Origin of the sequence: Enterococcus sp., from assembly GCF_032555305.1 — a bacterium.
In the GTDB taxonomy this organism is placed as follows: Bacteria; Bacillota; Bacilli; order Lactobacillales; family Enterococcaceae; genus Enterococcus_A.
On the sequence record NZ_JAWGOQ010000023.1, the window covers coordinates 59795 to 77609 of the forward strand.

Below are 17815 nucleotides of genomic sequence, written 5' to 3' on the forward strand. Positions count from 1 at the left end.
ATAATGAGAGCAATCATTTTCAGAAAACAAGGGGGGAACGTCACATGGCAAAAGAAGTTGAATTGACCGGTCCTGACGTCATTAGGATGGTTAGTACCTACATGGGAAAAGAGCACGTGGCGTTTGTACAAAAGGCTTACGATTTTGCTTATGAAGCCCATAAGCCTCAGATTCGCAAATCAGGAGAGCCTTACATTATCCATCCGATTCAAGTAGCAGGGATACTAGCTGATTTACATATGGACCCTCACACCGTTGCGACAGGTTTTTTACATGATGTTGTAGAGGATACACCTGTCACCTTAGATGATCTAAAAGTCGAGTTCGGTGAAGACGTAGCGTCATTAGTCGACGGTGTAACCAAGCTAGGGAAAATCAAATACAAGTCACATGAAGAACAATTAGCCGAAAATCACCGTAAAATGCTGCTGGCGATGGCGCAGGACCTGCGCGTCATCATGGTTAAATTAGCTGACCGCTTGCACAATATGCGGACGTTGAAATATTTGCGGGATGACAAGCAACGCCGGATTGCTCGTGAAACGCTGGAAATCTATGCTCCATTGGCGGATCGCTTAGGGATGAGCCGGATCAAGTGGGAACTAGAAGATACTGCTTTGCGTTATTTGAATCCAAAGCAATATTATCGGATCGTTCACTTGATGCGCAGCAAGCGTGATGAACGGGAAGGCTTTGTCGCAGAAGCTGTGGATGAAATTAAAGAAGCAACGAAAGAACTGGGAATTGAAGGGGATATTTACGGACGTCCTAAGCATATCTATTCAATTTATCGGAAGATGCGGGATCAAAAAAAGCAATTTGATGAAATCTACGACTTATTAGCCATTCGCGTGATTGTGGATTCCATCAAGGATTGTTATGCCGTCTTAGGGGCAATTCATACGAAATGGAAGCCAATGCCAGGGCGTTTCAAGGATTATATCGCGATGCCAAAGGCGAACATGTATCAGTCACTGCATACGACGATTATTGGACCAAGCGGCAATCCTGTTGAAGTTCAAATTCGGACCCATGAGATGCATCAAATCGCTGAGTTCGGGGTTGCGGCTCACTGGGCCTATAAAGAAGGTAAAACGGAAAAAACGGAAGCAACACAAGACAATAAACAATTGGACTGGTTCCGTGAAATTATTGAGCTGCAAGACGAAAGCTATGATGCTTCTGAGTTTATGGAAAGCGTTAAAGGCGATATTTTCAGCGATAAGGTTTACGTATTCACACCAAAAGGCGATGTGACTGAGCTGCCAAAAGGTTCAGGACCATTAGATTTTGCCTACAGCATTCATACCGATGTGGGAAATAAAACCACTGGTGCGAAAGTCAACGGCAAGATGGTGCAGCTGGATTATAAGCTGAAAAACGGCGACATCATCGAGATCATGACCTCAGCCAATTCATTTGGGCCAAGTCGTGACTGGTTGAATTTAGTCAAGACCAGCAAAGCTAAAAACAAGATCAAACGATTCTTCAAGACCCAAGATCGAGAAGAAAACGTCACGAAGGGTCATGACGCGGTCGTTAAATGTATCAACGACTTAGGTTTTGTACCGAAGGAAGTGCTGACGAAGGACAAGCTTTCTGAAGTATTGGACAAGTTCAATTTTCATAGCGAAGATGATCTATATGCAGCGATCGGGTTTGGTGAAATGAGCGCGCTGACTTTTGCCAATCGTTTAACGGAAAAAGAACGTCGCGAGCAGATGAAGAAGAAGCAGCAAGATGCTGTGGATGAGATGGTCAACAATCCGAAAGAGCCAGAAAAAATCAAGGTTCGTCATGAAGGCGGCATCGTCATCCAAGGAATCGACAATCTGTTGATTCGGATCAGCCATTGCTGTAATCCGGTTCCCGGCGACAATATTGTCGGTTATATCACTAAAGGCCGCGGAATCTCGATTCATCGTGCCGATTGTCCGAATATCACGAAGCAAAAGGATATCCAACAACGCTTGATCGAGGTGGAATGGGAAGATACCACCAATTCTGTTCAAGAGTACAATGCGAATCTGGAAATCTATGGCTTCAATCGTGATGGTCTATTGAACGATGTCTTGAACATCGTGAGCGGCATGACCAAGAAACTAGTTAGTGTTGAGGCAAAACCAACGAAAGATCGTTTGGCAGTCATCAATTTGACGTTTAAGATCCAAAACCTGAATCACCTGTATTCCATCGTGGATAAGGTCAAAACCGTTCCAGATGTCTATAGTGTGAAACGGACGAAAGGCTAGGAGGTTTTTATGCGAGCAGTTATTCAACGAGTGAGTCAAGCCAGTGTAACGATTAATGAGCAGGTCATTGGCAAGATCGATCGGGGATTTATGATCCTTTTGGGGATTCACGAAGAAGATACACAGGAAGATGCGGATTATCTGATTCGAAAAATCCCTTTGCTACGGGTCTTTGAAGATGACGAAGGAAAGATGAATCAGTCGCTGCAAAGTATCGGCGGAAGCGTATTGAGCGTTTCGCAGTTTACATTGTACGCGGATACGAAAAAAGGCAATAGACCAAGTTTCATTAAAGCCGCTCGACCTGAAACAGCGATTCCTCTATATGAATATTTCAATGAGGGGTTACGACAAGCAGGTTTGACGGTCGAGACCGGAGAATTCGGCGGCGATATGGATGTAGCGCTGGTCAATGATGGCCCAGTTACGATCCTTTTCGATACAAGAGATAAATAACGAACGAAAGACAAAAATCTACGGGTTTTTGTCTTTTTTTTCTACCTTTTAGATGAAAAATAAGGGATAATTGAACAAAATGAGAGAATAAGGATCTCAGTTCCTCTTTTCAGAGGATTAAGGTTGAACTAGGAAAAAACAAAGCACGACAAGTCAAAATCAAGTAAGCATTAGAGGAATGACATACGGAAGAAAATCGAACTAATTTTTCTGGAAGAAAAATTAATCCATTAATATGAAGAAGGATTTCAGTTCCTCTTTTCGCAGGATCATGGCTGAACTAGGAAAAAACAAAGCACAACAAGTCAAGGTTAAGTAAGCTTTAGAGGAATGGCATACGGATGAAAATCAAACTAATTTTTCTAGAAGAAAAATTAATACATTAAAATGAAGAAGGAGCGAATGTATGGAAACACGGATCGAACATGATTCAATGGGCCCAATTGAGGTACCAAAAGAGGCCTGGTGGGGAGCACAAACTGAACGGAGCCGACAAAACTTTAAAATTGGCGGGGAAAAAATGCCGCCAGAACTATTACGCGCTCTTGTATTAGTGAAGAAGATGGCGGCAGTTGCCAATCAAAGAACCGGCAAATTAGCTGCGGAAAAGTCTTTGGCGATTCAAAAGGCAGCTGATTTATTATTAAAGGGCGAAAACTGGGATGAGTTTCCATTAGTTGTCTGGCAGACTGGCAGTGGGACTCAAAGCAACATGAACGCCAATGAAGTGATCGCGCATTTGGCAAGTCAAAAGGATCTGGCAGTCCATCCGAATGATGATGTGAATATGTCCCAAAGCTCCAATGATGTTTTTCCAACCGCGTTACATATTGCTGGAACTTTTGCAATTGAGAAAAATCTGCTGCCGGCTATCCATGAGATGATTGGCGTACTGGAAGAGTTGGAAGAAAAGAATCAGCACGTGATCAAGATTGGTCGGACGCATTTGCAGGATGCGACTCCGGTAACGTTTGCTCAGGAAATCAGCGGGTGGCGTTCTGCGCTGGAGCATAATGAAAATATGCTGATTAATAGTTTAGCTGAGTTGCGTCAATTGGCTATCGGCGGGACGGCTGTAGGAACAGGTCTGAATGCTTCAAAAGCTTATGAAAGAGCCTTTATTGAAGCGTTAAATGAAGAAACTGGGATTCATTTTATTGGAGAAACAAATAAATTTCATGCTTTAGCTAATCGTGACGCGGTCGTTTATGTCAGCGGAGCACTAAAAGCTCTGGCAGCGAACAGCATGAAGATGGCGAATGATATCCGCTGGTTAGCAAGCGGTCCCCGCAGTGGATTAGGTGAGATCACGTTGCCAGCGAATGAACCAGGCAGCTCGATCATGCCGGGTAAAGTTAATCCAACGCAATGCGAAGCCTTAGCAATGGTCGCCGTACAGGTGATGGGAAATGATACAACGATCGGTGTTGCAGCATCGCAAGGAAATTTTGAGCTGAACGTTTATTTACCGTTAATTGCTTTTGATCTGTTACAAAGTGTTCGTCTATTAACAGATGCGTTACATTCCTTCAGCGATCATTGTTTGAAGGGATTGGTGGTCAATGAAGGACGAATGGCTGAATTATTGGAGCAATCCCTTATGCTAGTGACCGCCTTGAATACTCACATTGGGTATGACAAAGGAGCAGAGATTGCGAAGAAAGCATTCAACGAGGGAACAACATTGAAGGAAGCCGCCTTAGCTTTAGGTTATGTGAGTTCAGAAGAATATGACGCATGGGTTCGACCGGAAAAAATGATTGGAGATAATTTTGATGACTATTTATGATGAAGCAATCACAGCACACAAAAAATGGCGTGGCAAGATCGAAGTAACCAGCAAGGCAAAAGTACACAATAAAGACGATTTATCGTTAGCTTATACTCCTGGTGTGGCAGAGCCCTGTCGCAGAATCGCTGAGGATAAAAACAAAGCCTATGACTATACGTGGAAGGGGAATAGTGTTGCCGTTGTGACAGACGGAACAGCCGTTTTGGGGTTGGGCGATATCGGACCAGAAGCCGCTTTGCCTGTAATGGAAGGCAAAGCACTGCTGTTCAAAGAATTCGCTGATATTGATGCGGTACCAATTTGCTTAGATACGAAAGATCCGCAGGAAATCATTCAGATCGTCAAAGCGATTGCCCCGACTTTTGGCGGCATCAACTTGGAGGACATCAGTGCGCCGCGCTGTGTTGAGATCGAACGTGCGTTGATCGAAGCATTGGATATTCCTGTTTTTCATGATGATCAACATGGTACAGCAGTAGTAGTGACGGCTGCCTTGATCAATGCGTTGAAGCTGGTCAAAAAAGAAGCGCAAGACTTGAAGGTCGTCATCTCAGGAACAGGCGCCGCCGGCAGTGCGATTATTCATATGTTAGTCGATCTTGGCGTGAAGCATATCATCGCTTTTAATAAGGATGGCGCGTTGAATGATGCGATGCCGACAGCGACCTTTGTTGAGAAAGAAATCTTGGAATTGATCTCGCCAACTGATTTTGCTGGTACGATGGCAGAAGCTTTTGTTGGCGCGGATGTTTTCATCGGTGTCTCTGCACCAAATCTAGTGACGAAAGAAATGGTCGCTTCGATGAATGACGGCAACATTGTCTTCCCAATGGCGAATCCTGAACCGGAGATCACCTATGCCGAAGCGATCGCTGGCGGCGCTTCAGTCGTTGGAACAGGTCGTTCAGATTTTCCAAATCAAATCAACAATGTTCTCGCCTTCCCAGGTTTGTTCCGCGGTGCATTTACTGCCGAGGCGACAAAGATCACATCTGGTATGAAATTGGCTTGTGCCCATGCGATCGCTGATTCAATTCCTTACGGCGAATTGAATTCTGATTACATCATTCCATCTGCATTTGATGAAAATGTAGTGGATTTGATCACGATGAAAGTAGCTGAAGCTGCCAGAAAAGATGGTGTGACACGTTAAACAAAACGTTGTTATATCAAGGGTAGAAAGAACTTTCTATCGACATTTTCAGCCCGCAGCAGTAGTTTGGAATGAATAAATCCAATTATTGAAGGTGATCAAATGGAAATCAGCCAACGCATCAAAACAGAGCGTCAGACAGCAGAATGGACACAGGAGCAATTAGCCGATAAAATTTTTGTATCGAAACGGACTATTTCAAATTGGGAGACAGGCAAGACCATTCCTGATATCGAAAGCGTCCTGCGTTTAGCCAAAGTCTTTCACGTATCGCTGGATGATCAGTTGATAGAAAATTCAGCCGTGGTGAAGGAAATCAAACGAAAAGAAGAAATTGCAAATTTATCATGGGTGTACTTTATCGGACCAGTCTTAACCGGGATCATTCTGATAGTCATGATGTATTCTCTCTCAGCAGTTAGTAATACCGGAGCTATCGCCTTTATTGCAGCAGCCTTGCTGTCGAACTTTTTTACGATGTGTGTATTCAAAGAAAAGATTGCTCGGTTAAAAGGAAAAGAAGAAGACTTCCAACGACAAGTGAAAAAAATGAAAATCGTAGCGGCTGGCACGGTCATTCTCATGGGTGCATTTATCATCGCCCTACATTTTATTTAGAAAAAAGGTGTTCAATAAATGAGTAAACTATTCAAAATGAGTTTCGCTTCGATTTATCCCTTATATTTTAAGAAAATCGAAAAAAAAGGGCGAAGTAAAGAAGAACTGGATCAAGTGATCTATTGGTTAACTGGCTATGATGAAGAAGGCCTGCAAAAGCAAATTGATTCTGGCAATGATATGGAGACTTTTTTTGCGGAAGTTCCAGAACTGAACGAGAATGTTTCCTTGATAAAAGGCGTCATCTGCGGCTATCGAGTGGAGGACATCGAAGATCCGTTAATGCAAAAAATCCGTTACTTGGACAAGCTGGTGGATGAATTAGCCAAAGGTAAAAAGATGGAAAAAATCTTGCGTAAATAAAGTAACGACAGCGAATCAACCGCGATTCGCTGTCTATTTTTTTGGATATACAAAGAACTTGGTTAGCGGCGAACAACTTATAAAATAACATTTTATTAATTCCGTGTTTTGTTCTACGTGAATACCCTTTGTCATTTTTGTTATTTAAAAAAAGATAGTTTTTTTTGTTATTTCATGGTTTTTCAGAATGATTAAGTATACCAGTAGCTTCAGTTGTAAATCGTTGGTACTTCTTATTGAATATCAAATACACAATATATAAGTAGAATAGTAATTTTTATTTTGTTGCTATAAAAGTAAAATATACATAATAATTGGTTTTTTCATTTGAAACTTTAGGCGATCAAACAAATTTATGATCATTCTATGAGTCATTATTTTCATGCTAGAAATTCGAATAAACCTCCTGCTTGTTGTCTGGTATCTACCAATCAACAAGCAGGAGGCAATTTTTTTGGAAGCGTTGACATCTCTTTGTTGATGCGTTATCATTTTTGTATAAGTTATTTAAATATATAATTAAATATTTTGAAAAAACGAAATGTATTTTTTAGTTTAGCTTTTGATTGGGCAGTTGTTGAAGAAATCAGGAGTTTTTAGAACAGTGCAGCGTGTTTTGTTAGCAGATGGACAAATCATTGTAAGTGAAATACTTTGCATGGTGATAAAAGACAAACTAAAAAATATGTTTCTATTTTTTTGCGTACTGGTTGTAACAAGTTGAAAGGAGATGATCTGTGATAATAAAAGACCTTGCTCTGGAAATGGACTAGACGTTCGGAGAATAAGCTAGAGCAAAGGAGTTCGTTGAGCGATTAAAAAGAAGAAAGAAGAAAGAAGGATGACGATGATTGGATGTATTCTTACTGGGCATGGCAGCTTTGCTGCTGGTGTGATGGGCGCTGTCGAAATGATTGCTGGACCCCAAGAAAACTTTGAAGTAGTGCCGTTTTTAGAAGAGGAATCGCTGGAATATTTTGATGAAAAAATGGAGGCGGCTATCAACAAACTGGATCAAAAATGCGATGGCGTGATCATCTTTTCTGACCTGTTAGGAGGAACTCCTTTTCGATCAGCAATGTTAGCCGCTCATAATCATGATTCGGTGGAGGTCGTCGCAGGTACGAATCTGCCTTTGTTAGTCGAATGCTCTTTGCTGCGCTTGAATGTTACGGAAGTCAATGAGTTTGTTGAACAAATGGTGGAGATAGGAAAAACAGGTTTGATCCATACTCAGTTGGGTGTGTCACGGGAAAATAGCAGTGAGGAAGAAGGGATTTGAGATGGCGCAGAGTATTTTATCTTCGTCGATCGTAATGATCGTGTTTCTGATTATCATGGCACTTGTTTATTATTTATTCAGCCGTAAAGGCATCAAGGAAAGAAAAGATCATTACAAGAAATTGCACCAATCGTTGAAGAGTGGGCAAAAGGTCCAGTTGTCTAGTGGAATCATCGGCACCTTGAAGCGAGTGGATGAAGAGGTTGTAGAGCTTGAAATAAAGTCAGGAGTGGTGATGGAAGTTTCACGCTATGCTATTTCGGACATTATAAAATAAGACATTGGAGGGAATAATGATGGCAGAACCAAATATTTTATTGACGAGAATCGATAATCGGCTGATTCATGGTCAAGTTGCTACGCAATGGAACGGGACGATAGGGGCTAATTTGATTTTAGTTGCCAATGACAAGGTTGCTGGGGATAAAGTTCGTCAGGGGTTGATGGACATGGCGGCACCTTCAGGCGTCCAAACACGCTATTTTTCAATTCAGAAAACGATCGATATCATTCATAAGGCAGCACCAAGACAAAAGATTTTCATCATTGTCGAAAATCCGGCTGATGTTTTAAAACTAGTGGAAGGAGGCGTACCGATCAAGAAGCTGAACATTGGCAATATGCACATGGCTGAAGGAAAAAGACAAGTTGCTACGACAGTTGCGGTTGATGATGAGGATGTGGCTGTATTCAAGAAGTTGAAGGAGTCAGGTGTTGAGTTAGAGATTCGACGTGTTCCAACAACACCGATTGAAGATTCGAACAAATTATTCAATTAGAGTTAAGGAGGGTATATTGAATGGACTACAATATTGCTCAAATTATTTTAGTCTTCTTAGTGACATTTATTGCTGCGATCGACCAGTTCAGTTTTCTGGAATCATTGTATCAACCGATTGTTACTGGAATGGTCATCGGACTTATTCTTGGTGATTTAAAAACTGGTCTTATTGTCGGAGGTACCTATCAATTGATGACGATCGGAAATATGCCGGTCGGTGGAGCACAACCGCCGAATGCCGTTATTGGCGGAATCATGGCGGCAATTTTGGCGATTACGTTGAAATTAGAACCAACAGTTGCGGTAGCGACCGCAATTCCATTTTCTTTATTGGGTCAATATGGCGTAACATTGATTTTCTCTTTGATGTCTCCTGTTATGACAGTTGCGGACAACTATGCCCATGAAGCGAATACGAAGGGGATTGATCGGATCAACTATCTGGCGATGCTCGGTTTAGGAGCGATCTTTGGATTAATCGTTACCTTGTTCTTCATTGGTGGAGCCGCTTTTGGTCAGCAGGTAGTTAATGCGATTCCAGAATGGTTGATGGAGGGTCTTGGCGCAGCGGGCGGCATGATGCGCTATGTCGGTTTCGCAATTCTTTTGAAGGTGATGATGTCGCGCGATATGTGGGGATTCTACTTCATGGGATTTGGCTTGGCTACGATCGTCATGGCTGCACCAAGCTTGAGCGGCCCGGCATTGTTGATCCTTGCATTTATCGGCTTCGCGTTGGCTTTCTGGGATTACCAAATTCAATCGAAATTTAAAACAGCACAAGTATCGAATGATTTCGGAGGTGAAGAGGATGGCATTTAATATTCCAGACACATATAAAGATCAGTCACCTGCTGAGCAGTTAGATCAGAAAACCTTGAACAAAATGGTTTGGCGCTCGTTGTTCTTGCAAGCATCCTTCAACTATGAACGGATGCAATCTGGCGGTTGGTTGTACGGACTTTTACCTGGTTTAAAGAAGATCCACAAGGATAAGGACGATCTGGCAGCCTCTATGAGTCACAACTTGGAATTCTTTAATACCCATCCGTTTTTGGTTACCTTTGTAATGGGGATCGTTCTTTCAATGGAACAAAACAAGACAGATATCCCTACTATCCGTGCAGTTCGGGTGGCAGCGATGGGACCTTTGGGCGGTATCGGAGACGCACTGTTTTGGTTTACATTAGTTCCGATCACAGCCGGTATTACGTCGAATATGGCGATTAATGGCAGTATCGCCGCTCCTTTCATCTTCCTGCTCGTATTCAATTTAGCGCAATTCATCATCCGTTTCTTCTTGATGAATTGGTCCTACAAGCTGGGAACCGATGCGATCGGTCTCTTGACTGAAAACGCGAAAGAGTTTACTCGTGCAGCAAGTATCCTAGGGATTTTTGTCGTTGGTTCCTTGACCTGTGTTTATGGGGCGACTAAAGTAGAAATCGAGATTCCCAATGGAACTACCAATGAGGTGCGTTCGGTGACAGCAGTCGTGCCGGCAAGTCAAAAAAATAAATATGACGAATATATCTATAAAACAGATGAAGATGGAAACTTAACGGATGAGGTGCAGGATGCCGGTACAGATGAAAAAGCTCTAGGTGTGGTGGAGCTGCCTTCAGGAGAGTATGAAGTAACCTTTAATCGCAATCAGGAAGTGCCTGTGCTGATTAAAATACAAGAAATATTGGATGGGATCTTACCTCAGATCATCCCACTAGCGTTGACCATGATTCTGTACTTGCTATTGGCTAAACGCGGCTGGACTCCTTTGAAATGTATAGGCTTGTTGCTGATTCTAGGATTACTGGGCTCCGGCTTTGGTATCTGGCCTAGTATTTGGCCATCTTAGATGTAGGTGTTTCGTTTTTTAATACCTCTTATCAAACCGGTGAGAGGTATTTATTATCATTTCGCTATATCTTCTCCGATCTGGTTGTAACCAGGTCGGTACAAGTGTGCCTTGAATCGGTTGTGATTAAATGAAGAAGAGGACAGTAAAATGGTGAATAATGTCAAAAAGCAGCCATTATATGATCAATTGGTTACTTTGCTAAAAGAGAAAATTGAAAAAGAATATTCTGCAAATACATTGCTGCCGTCGGAACGAGAATTATCCAATATGTACGGATTGAGCCGGACAACTGTGCGTCTTGCTTTGCAGGAATTGGAAAATCTTGGCTATATTTATCGCCGCCACGGGAAAGGAACTTTTGTCTCGAATGTCCGTGAATCGGCTTTGAATCTATCGGATACCTACAGCTTCACCGAACAGATGAAAGCGTTAGGGAAGGTGCCGAGGACGGATGTTTTGAGTTTTCAAAAAATCGAAGCCAATAAATATTTAGCTGAGCAGTTAAATGTCACGTTAGGTACAAGCTTGATCGAGATTGAGCGGCTGCGAAGTGCTGATGGCGTTGAGATGATGCTTGAGATGAGTTATCTACCCGTACAATTTTTCATGACATTAGAAGAGGCAGATCTGAAAAAGAAGGCGATGTATGATATTTTCCGAGAAGATTTCCGTCAGACCATCCGGATAGCCGAAGAAGAATTTTATGCAGGGATTGCTCAGGAAAAGGATGCCAAAATCTTAAAGATCCTACCTGGAGCCCCAGTGCTGAATTTGATTCGGAAAACATATAATACGAAAAATGAGATCATCGAGTTTACAACGAGTGTTGCCCGAGCAGATCAATTTCACTATAAAATCGTTCACCATAAGGACTGAGGAGGAATCCATGTGTTTCAATTATCAAATAATGAGTTAGAAAAGATGGGTGCTGCAAACACCACTCGTGAGATTAAGCAACAGCCGGAATTGTGGGAGATGGCTTTTCAAAATTACCTTCAACAGGAAGCTGCTATCCAAGATTTTTTAGAAACAGTCAAAGCCTCCGCTGATGGGAAGGTTCGGGTTGTCTTTACTGGAGCAGGGACTTCGCAATATGTCGGTGATACGATCAAGCCCTATTTAGTCAAAGAAGGAGACAGCGACAATTACATTTTTGAAAGTTTAGCGACTACTGACATCGTGGCATCACCGACAGAATGCTTATTTGAGGACCAAACAACATTGTTGGTTTCATTTGCCCGCAGCGGAAATAGTCCAGAAAGTACTGCCGCAGTAGAAATAGCGAATGCTTATGTTAAAAATATTTTCCATTTAACGATTACCTGTGCGAAGGATGGAAATTTAGCGAAAGCAGCGATTGATGATGAACGTAATTTCCTGCTGTTGACACCCGCTAAGTCGAATGATGCTGGTTTTGCGATGACGGGCAGCTTCTCCTGTATGACGCTAATGGCACTATTAGTCTTCGATCAAACAGCTACAAAAATCAAGGAGGATTATGTCAAAACGTTGATTCAGCTTGGTAGTGAAGTGATCAAACGGGAGAATGAGATTAAAGAAATATTGGCAGTTGATTACGAGCGCATCGTCTATCTAGGTTCAGGAAGCTTGGCTGGTTTGACTCGTGAGGCTCAGCTGAAGGTTTTGGAATTGACCGCTGGAAAAGTAGCAACGGTCTTTGATTCATCCATGGGCTTTCGGCACGGACCAAAATCATTTATCAATCACAAAACGCTTCTTTTTGTTTTTGTGAATAATGATGAGTATACACGCCAGTACGATCTAGACATTTTAGAAGAAGTAGCGGGAGATAAGATCGCCCCGCAAGTCATAGGGATTTCTCAAAATGGGAACAAGCAGTTTACAGGTACGAACTTTACCTTTGAAGCCTCCCAGACATTACTGTCAGATGGCTACTTAGCATTAGCTGACATTATGGTTGCCCAAACAATCGCACTGTTGACATCCATTAAATGTGAGAACACACCAGATACGCCATCTCCGACAGGCACAGTCAATCGGGTGGTTAAAGGTGTGACCATTCACGAATTTGCCAATTAGGAAAGAAGTGGAAAAAATGCACTACTATATCAAGGCCGATCGTTTCTTTTTGCGCAGTGGAATGGAGTCAGCAGGATATTTGGAGGTCAAGGATGGACATTTTGGCAGATATACCAAAGAAGCGCCTAATGCTGGGAAGCATGAGATCCTAGACTATACAGGAAAATGGGTAGCACCGGGACTTGTGGATACTCACATCCATGGCTTCAAAGGACATGATGTGATGGATTGTGATCTTGGTGGGCTGAAGGAAATCGCGCAGGGGCTATTAAGCTGCGGAGTAACATCCTTTTTGCCAACCACGTTGACAGCTGACATAGAAAGCTTGAACAAGGTCAGTAAGCTGATCGGGGAGCATTACCAAGAGCTTGACGGAGCAAGAGTACAAGGCATCTTTTTTGAAGGACCGTTTTTTACCGAACAGTACAAGGGGGCGCAGAACCCAAATTATTTCATGGACCCGGATAAAAAGATCTTTGATCATTGGCAGGAATTATCAGGCGGTTTGATTAAAAAGATTGCATTGGCCCCTGAACGAAAAGGAGCTCTGCAATTTATTGAAGTTGTAGTCAATCAGGGAGTTCATGTGGCTCTGGCGCATAGTGCGGCGACCTATCAGCAATCCAGAGCAGCAGTAGGCGTAGGAGCGAGTATTTTTGTCCATACCTTCAATGGAATGAGTGGCTTTAATCATCGAGATCCCGGAATGGCGGGAGCTGCGATGACTACGGAAGCCTCCTTCACAGAGGTAATCTGCGATGGCCATCATGTCCATCCAGCGGCGGTTAATGTTCTACTAAAAAGCAAATCACCTGACAAGGTTGTATTGATCACTGATTGCATGCGAGCAGGAGGCATGCCCGAGGGCGAGTCTACTTTAGGCGAATTTTCAGTATTGGTAAAAGACGGGGCCGCGCGTCTAAAGGAAGGAAATAGTTTAGCCGGAAGTATCTTGGAATTGTTCAAAGGTGTCCAAAATGTTTTGGATTGGGATTTGGTGACTGTAGAAGAGGCGTTCAAGATGGCTTCTCTCATTCCGGCTAGAAGTGTCGGGATCGATGATCAGTGTGGAAGTATCCAGCCTGAGCGCGCGGCTGACTTTCTGATCGTTGAGCCAGAGCTGTCTTTAGTGGCCACATATTTAGGCGGAAGAAAAGTTTACTCAAAAGATTAGGAGCAAGAAGATGTTAGAACTTACTAAAGGGAAAAAAGCGGCAATGGATCGTTTGTCCACGGAGAATGGATTGATCGGCGCCTTGGCGATCGACCAACGAGGTGCGCTAAAGAAAATGATTCAGGCGTTGGGGGTGGAGGCAGATGCGAAATATATCGAAGGCTTTAAAGTCTTAGTTTCCGAAGAATTGACTCCTTATGCTTCTTCGATTTTATTAGATCCTGAATATGGCCTTCCTGCGGCAGAGGTTCGTGCTGAGAATTCTGGCTTATTGTTAGCCTATGAAAAAACCGGGTACGATGCGTCTACACCAGGTCGCTTGCCTGATCTATTGGAGGATTGGTCAGCGTTGCGAATCAAAGAGGCTGGAGCAGATGCGGTGAAGTTCCTGCTTTATTATGATATCGATGAAGACGCGCGAATCAATCATTTAAAACATGTTTTTGTCGAGCGTCTAGGTAGCGAGTGTATGGCAGAAGATATTCCTTTTTATTTGGAATTGGTATCCTATGATGCAGTAATCGCAGATACTTCTTCGATTGAGTATGCGAGGGTGAAACCTCACAAGGTTAACGAGATGATGAAGGAATTTTCAAAGCCTCAGTATAAGGTAGATGTGTTGAAAGTAGAAGTTCCGGTAAATATGAATTATGTTGAAGGCTTTTCCAAAGATGAGGCAGTCTATACAAGATCAGAGGCGCTGGCTTATTTTAAGGAACAAAGTGATACGACCCATCTGCCTTTTATTTTCTTAAGCGCAGGGGTCTCTGCCAAACTGTTCCAAGAAACTCTCTTTTTTGCGAAGGAAGCAGAATCGACATTCAATGGTGTTTTATGCGGTAGAGCAACCTGGAAGGACGGTGTAGCTCCTTTCGTTCAAGAAGGTGAAGAAGCTGCTAGAACATGGCTGAGAACGATTGGAAGAGAGAATATCGAAAGTCTAAACAAAGCACTTAATCAAAGTGCAAGCTCTTGGTACGACAAAGTAAAAGTCATTGAGTAGGGAGGGATATACATGATCGTTACGGTTACAATGAACCCCTCGATTGATGTTTCCTATCCCTTACGCGAGTTCAAGCTAGATACCGTGAATCGAGCAGCGACCGTTTCAAAAACTGCGGGAGGGAAAGGGTTAAATGTGACTCGTGTGATCCATGAACTTGGTGGTGAGGTGATCGCTACAGGGGTAATCGGTGGACACCATGGCGCGTTCATTCTTGAACAATTAGAAAAAGAAGGGATCCGACATAAATTTTCGCCAATCAAGGAGGAATCGCGAAACTCGATCGCGATTCTACACGAAGGTCAACAGACCGAAATCTTAGAAGCAGGTCCGACGGTTACTTTGTCTGAGCAAGAGCAATTTTTGGAGCACTTCCAATCATTAGTAACAGAAGCAGATTGCTTAACGATCTCTGGTAGTCTTGCCAAGGGCTTTCCGTCAGATTTTTATCAAACATTATTAAAGCTCGCAACAGATGCGGGGGTCAGAGTCCTGCTTGATACCGCAGGTGAAAGTCTCAAGAAGAGCTTATCCGGTAAAAGCAAGCCCTACTTGATAAAGCCGAATGCAGAAGAAATTCAAGAACTTTTAGGAAAAAAGGTATCGATTAGGGAGCTAGAAAAATTTAAAGCAGTCTTGGATAATGAGCTGTTCTCAGGAGTCGAATGGATCGTTGTTTCGCTAGGGGCCCAAGGAGCAGTCGTCAAACATCGCCACTCGATTTATCGAGTATTTATTCCGACAATTCAAGCAGTTAATCCAGTAGGATCAGGAGATGCTACGCTGGCTGGGCTGGCTTTTGCGATCAGCAAAAAGACAGAGGCTGAGGAAATTATGAAAACAGCCATGACCACAGGTATCTTGAACACATTGGAAGAAAAAACTGGACATATTGATCCTTCGAACTTCGATAAGTATTTTAAGCAGATTCAAGTTGAAAAGTTGTAGCTAGCTATGTGTTTCTCAACATACACTTTACCAACATCATCAGGAAAGGACAGCTATTTACTACAGCGTCCTTTCTTTATTTACCAAAAGACAAACAATTATTAGATAATTATATGATGCTGTTTTTTTGTAGCTAGCATTCACAGATGAACTAAAAAAATGAAAACAGCAGGTAGGTATGCCTGCTGTTTTTTTGCACGGATAAAAGTTGAAAAATTAGAAAGTATCGAAGGGTTATTCAGAATAATAAAACAATAAATGTTTATATTGTTTTATTTTGAATCCTGATTAATGCAATATTGTGATTTTCTTCCTTTACAATTAAACAAAATGTATTTAAAATAAATAATAATATCTATTTTTTAGTAATTCAAAGAACATAAGGAGGTAAGTTGATGAAAAAGGTTAAGTTGTTGGTCTTTTTGGTATTGTCTCTATGTTTTTCAATTTTCATCGCATCTGCTGAGGAAGCAAATGCGGCGGACATGCACCGGCTCTATAATCCAAATTCAGGTGAGCACTTCTATACGGCAAATGGGAACGAAAAGAATCACTTGGTGAAGGTTGGTTGGAAGTATGAGGGGATCGGTTGGACCGCCCCAGCAACGGGAAATGCTGTTTATCGTTTGTATAATGCCAATGCAGGTGATCACCATTACACTCAAAATGCCAACGAAAAAAATCATTTAGTGAAAGTCGGCTGGAAATACGAGGGCATCGGCTGGTATTCAGACGTAAAAAAAGCAGTTCCGCTTTATCGCGCATACAATCCCAATGCAAAAGCAGGATCACATAATTACACCGTGAATTATGCTGAACAAAAGAATTTAATCCGGGTGGGTTGGAGAGATGAAGGAATCGCTTGGTATGGGATCAATAAATCGACTCCCGTAACTAAATATACGGTTACGGTGAAGCATGTAGGTTCAGATGGAAAAACGTTAAATACTTCATCAGCAAGTGTCGAAAAAGGAAAATCTTATACTGCAAAAGCAGGTAGTTTCAGCGGCTATACCTTGAAAGGAAGTAACTCTCAAACCGTCACGGTGAATGGAAATAAGACGATTACGTTTAACTATACGAAGAATGCGACACCAGTGACGAAGTATACCGTTACAGTGAAGCATGTCGGATCAGATGGGAAAGAGCTGAAGAAGACTACCGCCACAATAGAAAAAGGGAAAAACTATACGGCAAAAGCTGAAACATTTAATGGCTATACCTTGAAAGGAAGTAATTCTCAAACCGTCACGGTGAATGGAAATAAAACGATCACCTTCAATTACACGAAGAACGCTGTGTCAACGCCAAAATATACCGTGACCGTCGTGCATAAGGATATAAAAGGGAAAGAATTGGCGGGAGCCACTACAGCAACTGTCGAAGAAGGTAAGTCATACACAGCAAAAGCAGTCAAAGTGAATGGGTATACAGTGATGGGAGATAATTCTAAAACAGTTACGATATATGGTAATGCGATTTTGACATTTACGTATTTGAAGAATGACTCAGACTATTACACAATCACGGTCAAGTTTGTAAATGAAACTGGGCAGAATATCCGACCGGCTTCAAAACAATTAGTAGAAAAAGGCGATTCCTATGTAGCAAATGCAAAAGAAATTCCAGATTATACAGTGAAAGGAAATAATACCCAGACGATCTCCTCAGTCAGTAAAGATGAAACACTCACTTTTGTTTATACAAAAAATACTGCACCAGTGACCAAATATACAATCACGGTGAAATATGTTGATGAAGCTGGGAGCAGTATAAAAACAGCGACAACAGCGGACGTAGAAAAAGGTAACTCGTACAAAATTGATGCGCCAGCAATCACAGGATATACAGTAGTTGCGGCAGATAAAACCAAGAGCATTGCTTCAGTGAGTAAAAATGAAACACTGACAATCAAGTATACGAAAAATAAGTATACGATTACGATTAAGTATTTAGATGGAAATGGAACCAGCATCAAAACAGCAACAACACAAACTGTAGAGCACGGAAAGGCATTTTCAATGAATGCTCCAGGAATTACAGGATACACAGTAGTGCCAGCAGATAAAACCAA

The 17815-nt window shown here is 42.2% G+C and carries 17 protein-coding genes; all 17 read left to right on the forward strand.

From position 1 onward, the window contains the following. The first annotated feature begins 44 nt into the window (after positions 1–44). Entirely contained in the window at positions 45–2252 is a 2208-nt protein-coding gene (locus E6139_RS15975) for a bifunctional (p)ppGpp synthetase/guanosine-3',5'-bis(diphosphate) 3'-pyrophosphohydrolase (RefSeq protein WP_316404177.1), read from the forward strand. A gap of 9 nt (positions 2253–2261) precedes the next feature. Next, the gene (gene dtd, locus E6139_RS15980) at positions 2262–2708 is read left to right on the forward strand and encodes a D-aminoacyl-tRNA deacylase (RefSeq protein WP_316404179.1); all 447 of its coding nucleotides are present in this window, start codon (positions 2262–2264) and stop codon (positions 2706–2708) included. A gap of 406 nt (positions 2709–3114) precedes the next feature. Next, on the forward strand, positions 3115–4497 hold the full coding sequence (gene fumC / locus E6139_RS15985) for a class II fumarate hydratase (RefSeq protein WP_316404180.1): 1383 nt from the start codon (positions 3115–3117) through the stop codon (positions 4495–4497). Further along, complete coding sequence (locus E6139_RS15990) at positions 4484–5653, forward strand: NADP-dependent malic enzyme (protein ID WP_316404181.1); 1170 nt, start codon at positions 4484–4486, stop codon at positions 5651–5653. Before fumC ends, E6139_RS15990 begins: the two co-directional genes overlap by 14 nt. Positions 5654–5755: 102 nt before the next feature. Then, a complete protein-coding gene (locus E6139_RS15995) occupies positions 5756–6271 on the forward strand; it encodes a helix-turn-helix transcriptional regulator (RefSeq protein WP_316404182.1) in 516 nt (171 codons plus the stop codon). Positions 6272–6289: 18 nt separating this feature from the next. After that, positions 6290–6634, forward strand: a complete 345-nt coding sequence (locus E6139_RS16000; RefSeq protein WP_316404183.1) for a DUF2200 domain-containing protein — start codon at positions 6290–6292, stop codon at positions 6632–6634. Positions 6635–7481: 847 nt separating this feature from the next. After that, positions 7482–7916, forward strand: coding sequence for a PTS galactosamine/N-acetylgalactosamine transporter subunit IIA (gene agaF / locus E6139_RS16005; RefSeq protein WP_316404184.1), 435 nt, complete (start codon positions 7482–7484; stop codon positions 7914–7916). A 1-nt stretch (position 7917) separates the two neighbouring features. After that, positions 7918–8193 (forward strand): preprotein translocase subunit YajC, encoded by a 276-nt coding sequence (yajC, locus tag E6139_RS16010; RefSeq protein WP_316404185.1) that lies wholly within the window; start codon positions 7918–7920, stop codon positions 8191–8193. 19 nt (positions 8194–8212) lie between these two features. Continuing rightward, positions 8213–8695 carry a PTS N-acetylgalactosamine transporter subunit IIB gene (gene agaV, locus E6139_RS16015; RefSeq protein WP_316404186.1) on the forward strand — a complete coding sequence of 161 codons (483 nt, stop codon included), beginning with the start codon at positions 8213–8215 and terminating at the stop codon, positions 8693–8695. Between the two features lie 20 nt (positions 8696–8715). Further along, positions 8716–9519, forward strand: a complete 804-nt coding sequence (locus tag E6139_RS16020; protein WP_316404187.1) for a PTS sugar transporter subunit IIC — start codon at positions 8716–8718, stop codon at positions 9517–9519. Then, positions 9509–10552 (forward strand): PTS system mannose/fructose/sorbose family transporter subunit IID, encoded by a 1044-nt coding sequence (locus tag E6139_RS16025; protein WP_316404188.1) that lies wholly within the window; start codon positions 9509–9511, stop codon positions 10550–10552. Before E6139_RS16020 ends, E6139_RS16025 begins: the two co-directional genes overlap by 11 nt. A 150-nt stretch (positions 10553–10702) precedes the next feature. Next, a complete protein-coding gene (locus tag E6139_RS16030) occupies positions 10703–11431 on the forward strand; it encodes a GntR family transcriptional regulator (protein ID WP_316404189.1) in 729 nt (242 codons plus the stop codon). A gap of 12 nt (positions 11432–11443) precedes the next feature. Next, the gene (locus E6139_RS16035; protein ID WP_410470547.1) at positions 11444–12616 is read left to right on the forward strand and encodes an SIS domain-containing protein; all 1173 of its coding nucleotides are present in this window, start codon (positions 11444–11446) and stop codon (positions 12614–12616) included. A gap of 16 nt (positions 12617–12632) precedes the next feature. Beyond that, positions 12633–13790 (forward strand): N-acetylglucosamine-6-phosphate deacetylase, encoded by a 1158-nt coding sequence (gene nagA / locus E6139_RS16040; protein WP_316404190.1) that lies wholly within the window; start codon positions 12633–12635, stop codon positions 13788–13790. A 10-nt stretch (positions 13791–13800) separates the two neighbouring features. Continuing rightward, on the forward strand, positions 13801–14793 hold the full coding sequence (gene lacD / locus E6139_RS16045) for a tagatose-bisphosphate aldolase (protein WP_316404191.1): 993 nt from the start codon (positions 13801–13803) through the stop codon (positions 14791–14793). A gap of 12 nt (positions 14794–14805) precedes the next feature. After that, positions 14806–15741 carry a hexose kinase gene (locus E6139_RS16050; RefSeq protein WP_316404193.1) on the forward strand — a complete coding sequence of 312 codons (936 nt, stop codon included), beginning with the start codon at positions 14806–14808 and terminating at the stop codon, positions 15739–15741. A 395-nt stretch (positions 15742–16136) separates the two neighbouring features. After that, on the forward strand, positions 16137–17815 hold a 1679-nt coding region (locus E6139_RS16055), incomplete at its 3' end, for a MucBP domain-containing protein (RefSeq protein ID WP_316404195.1).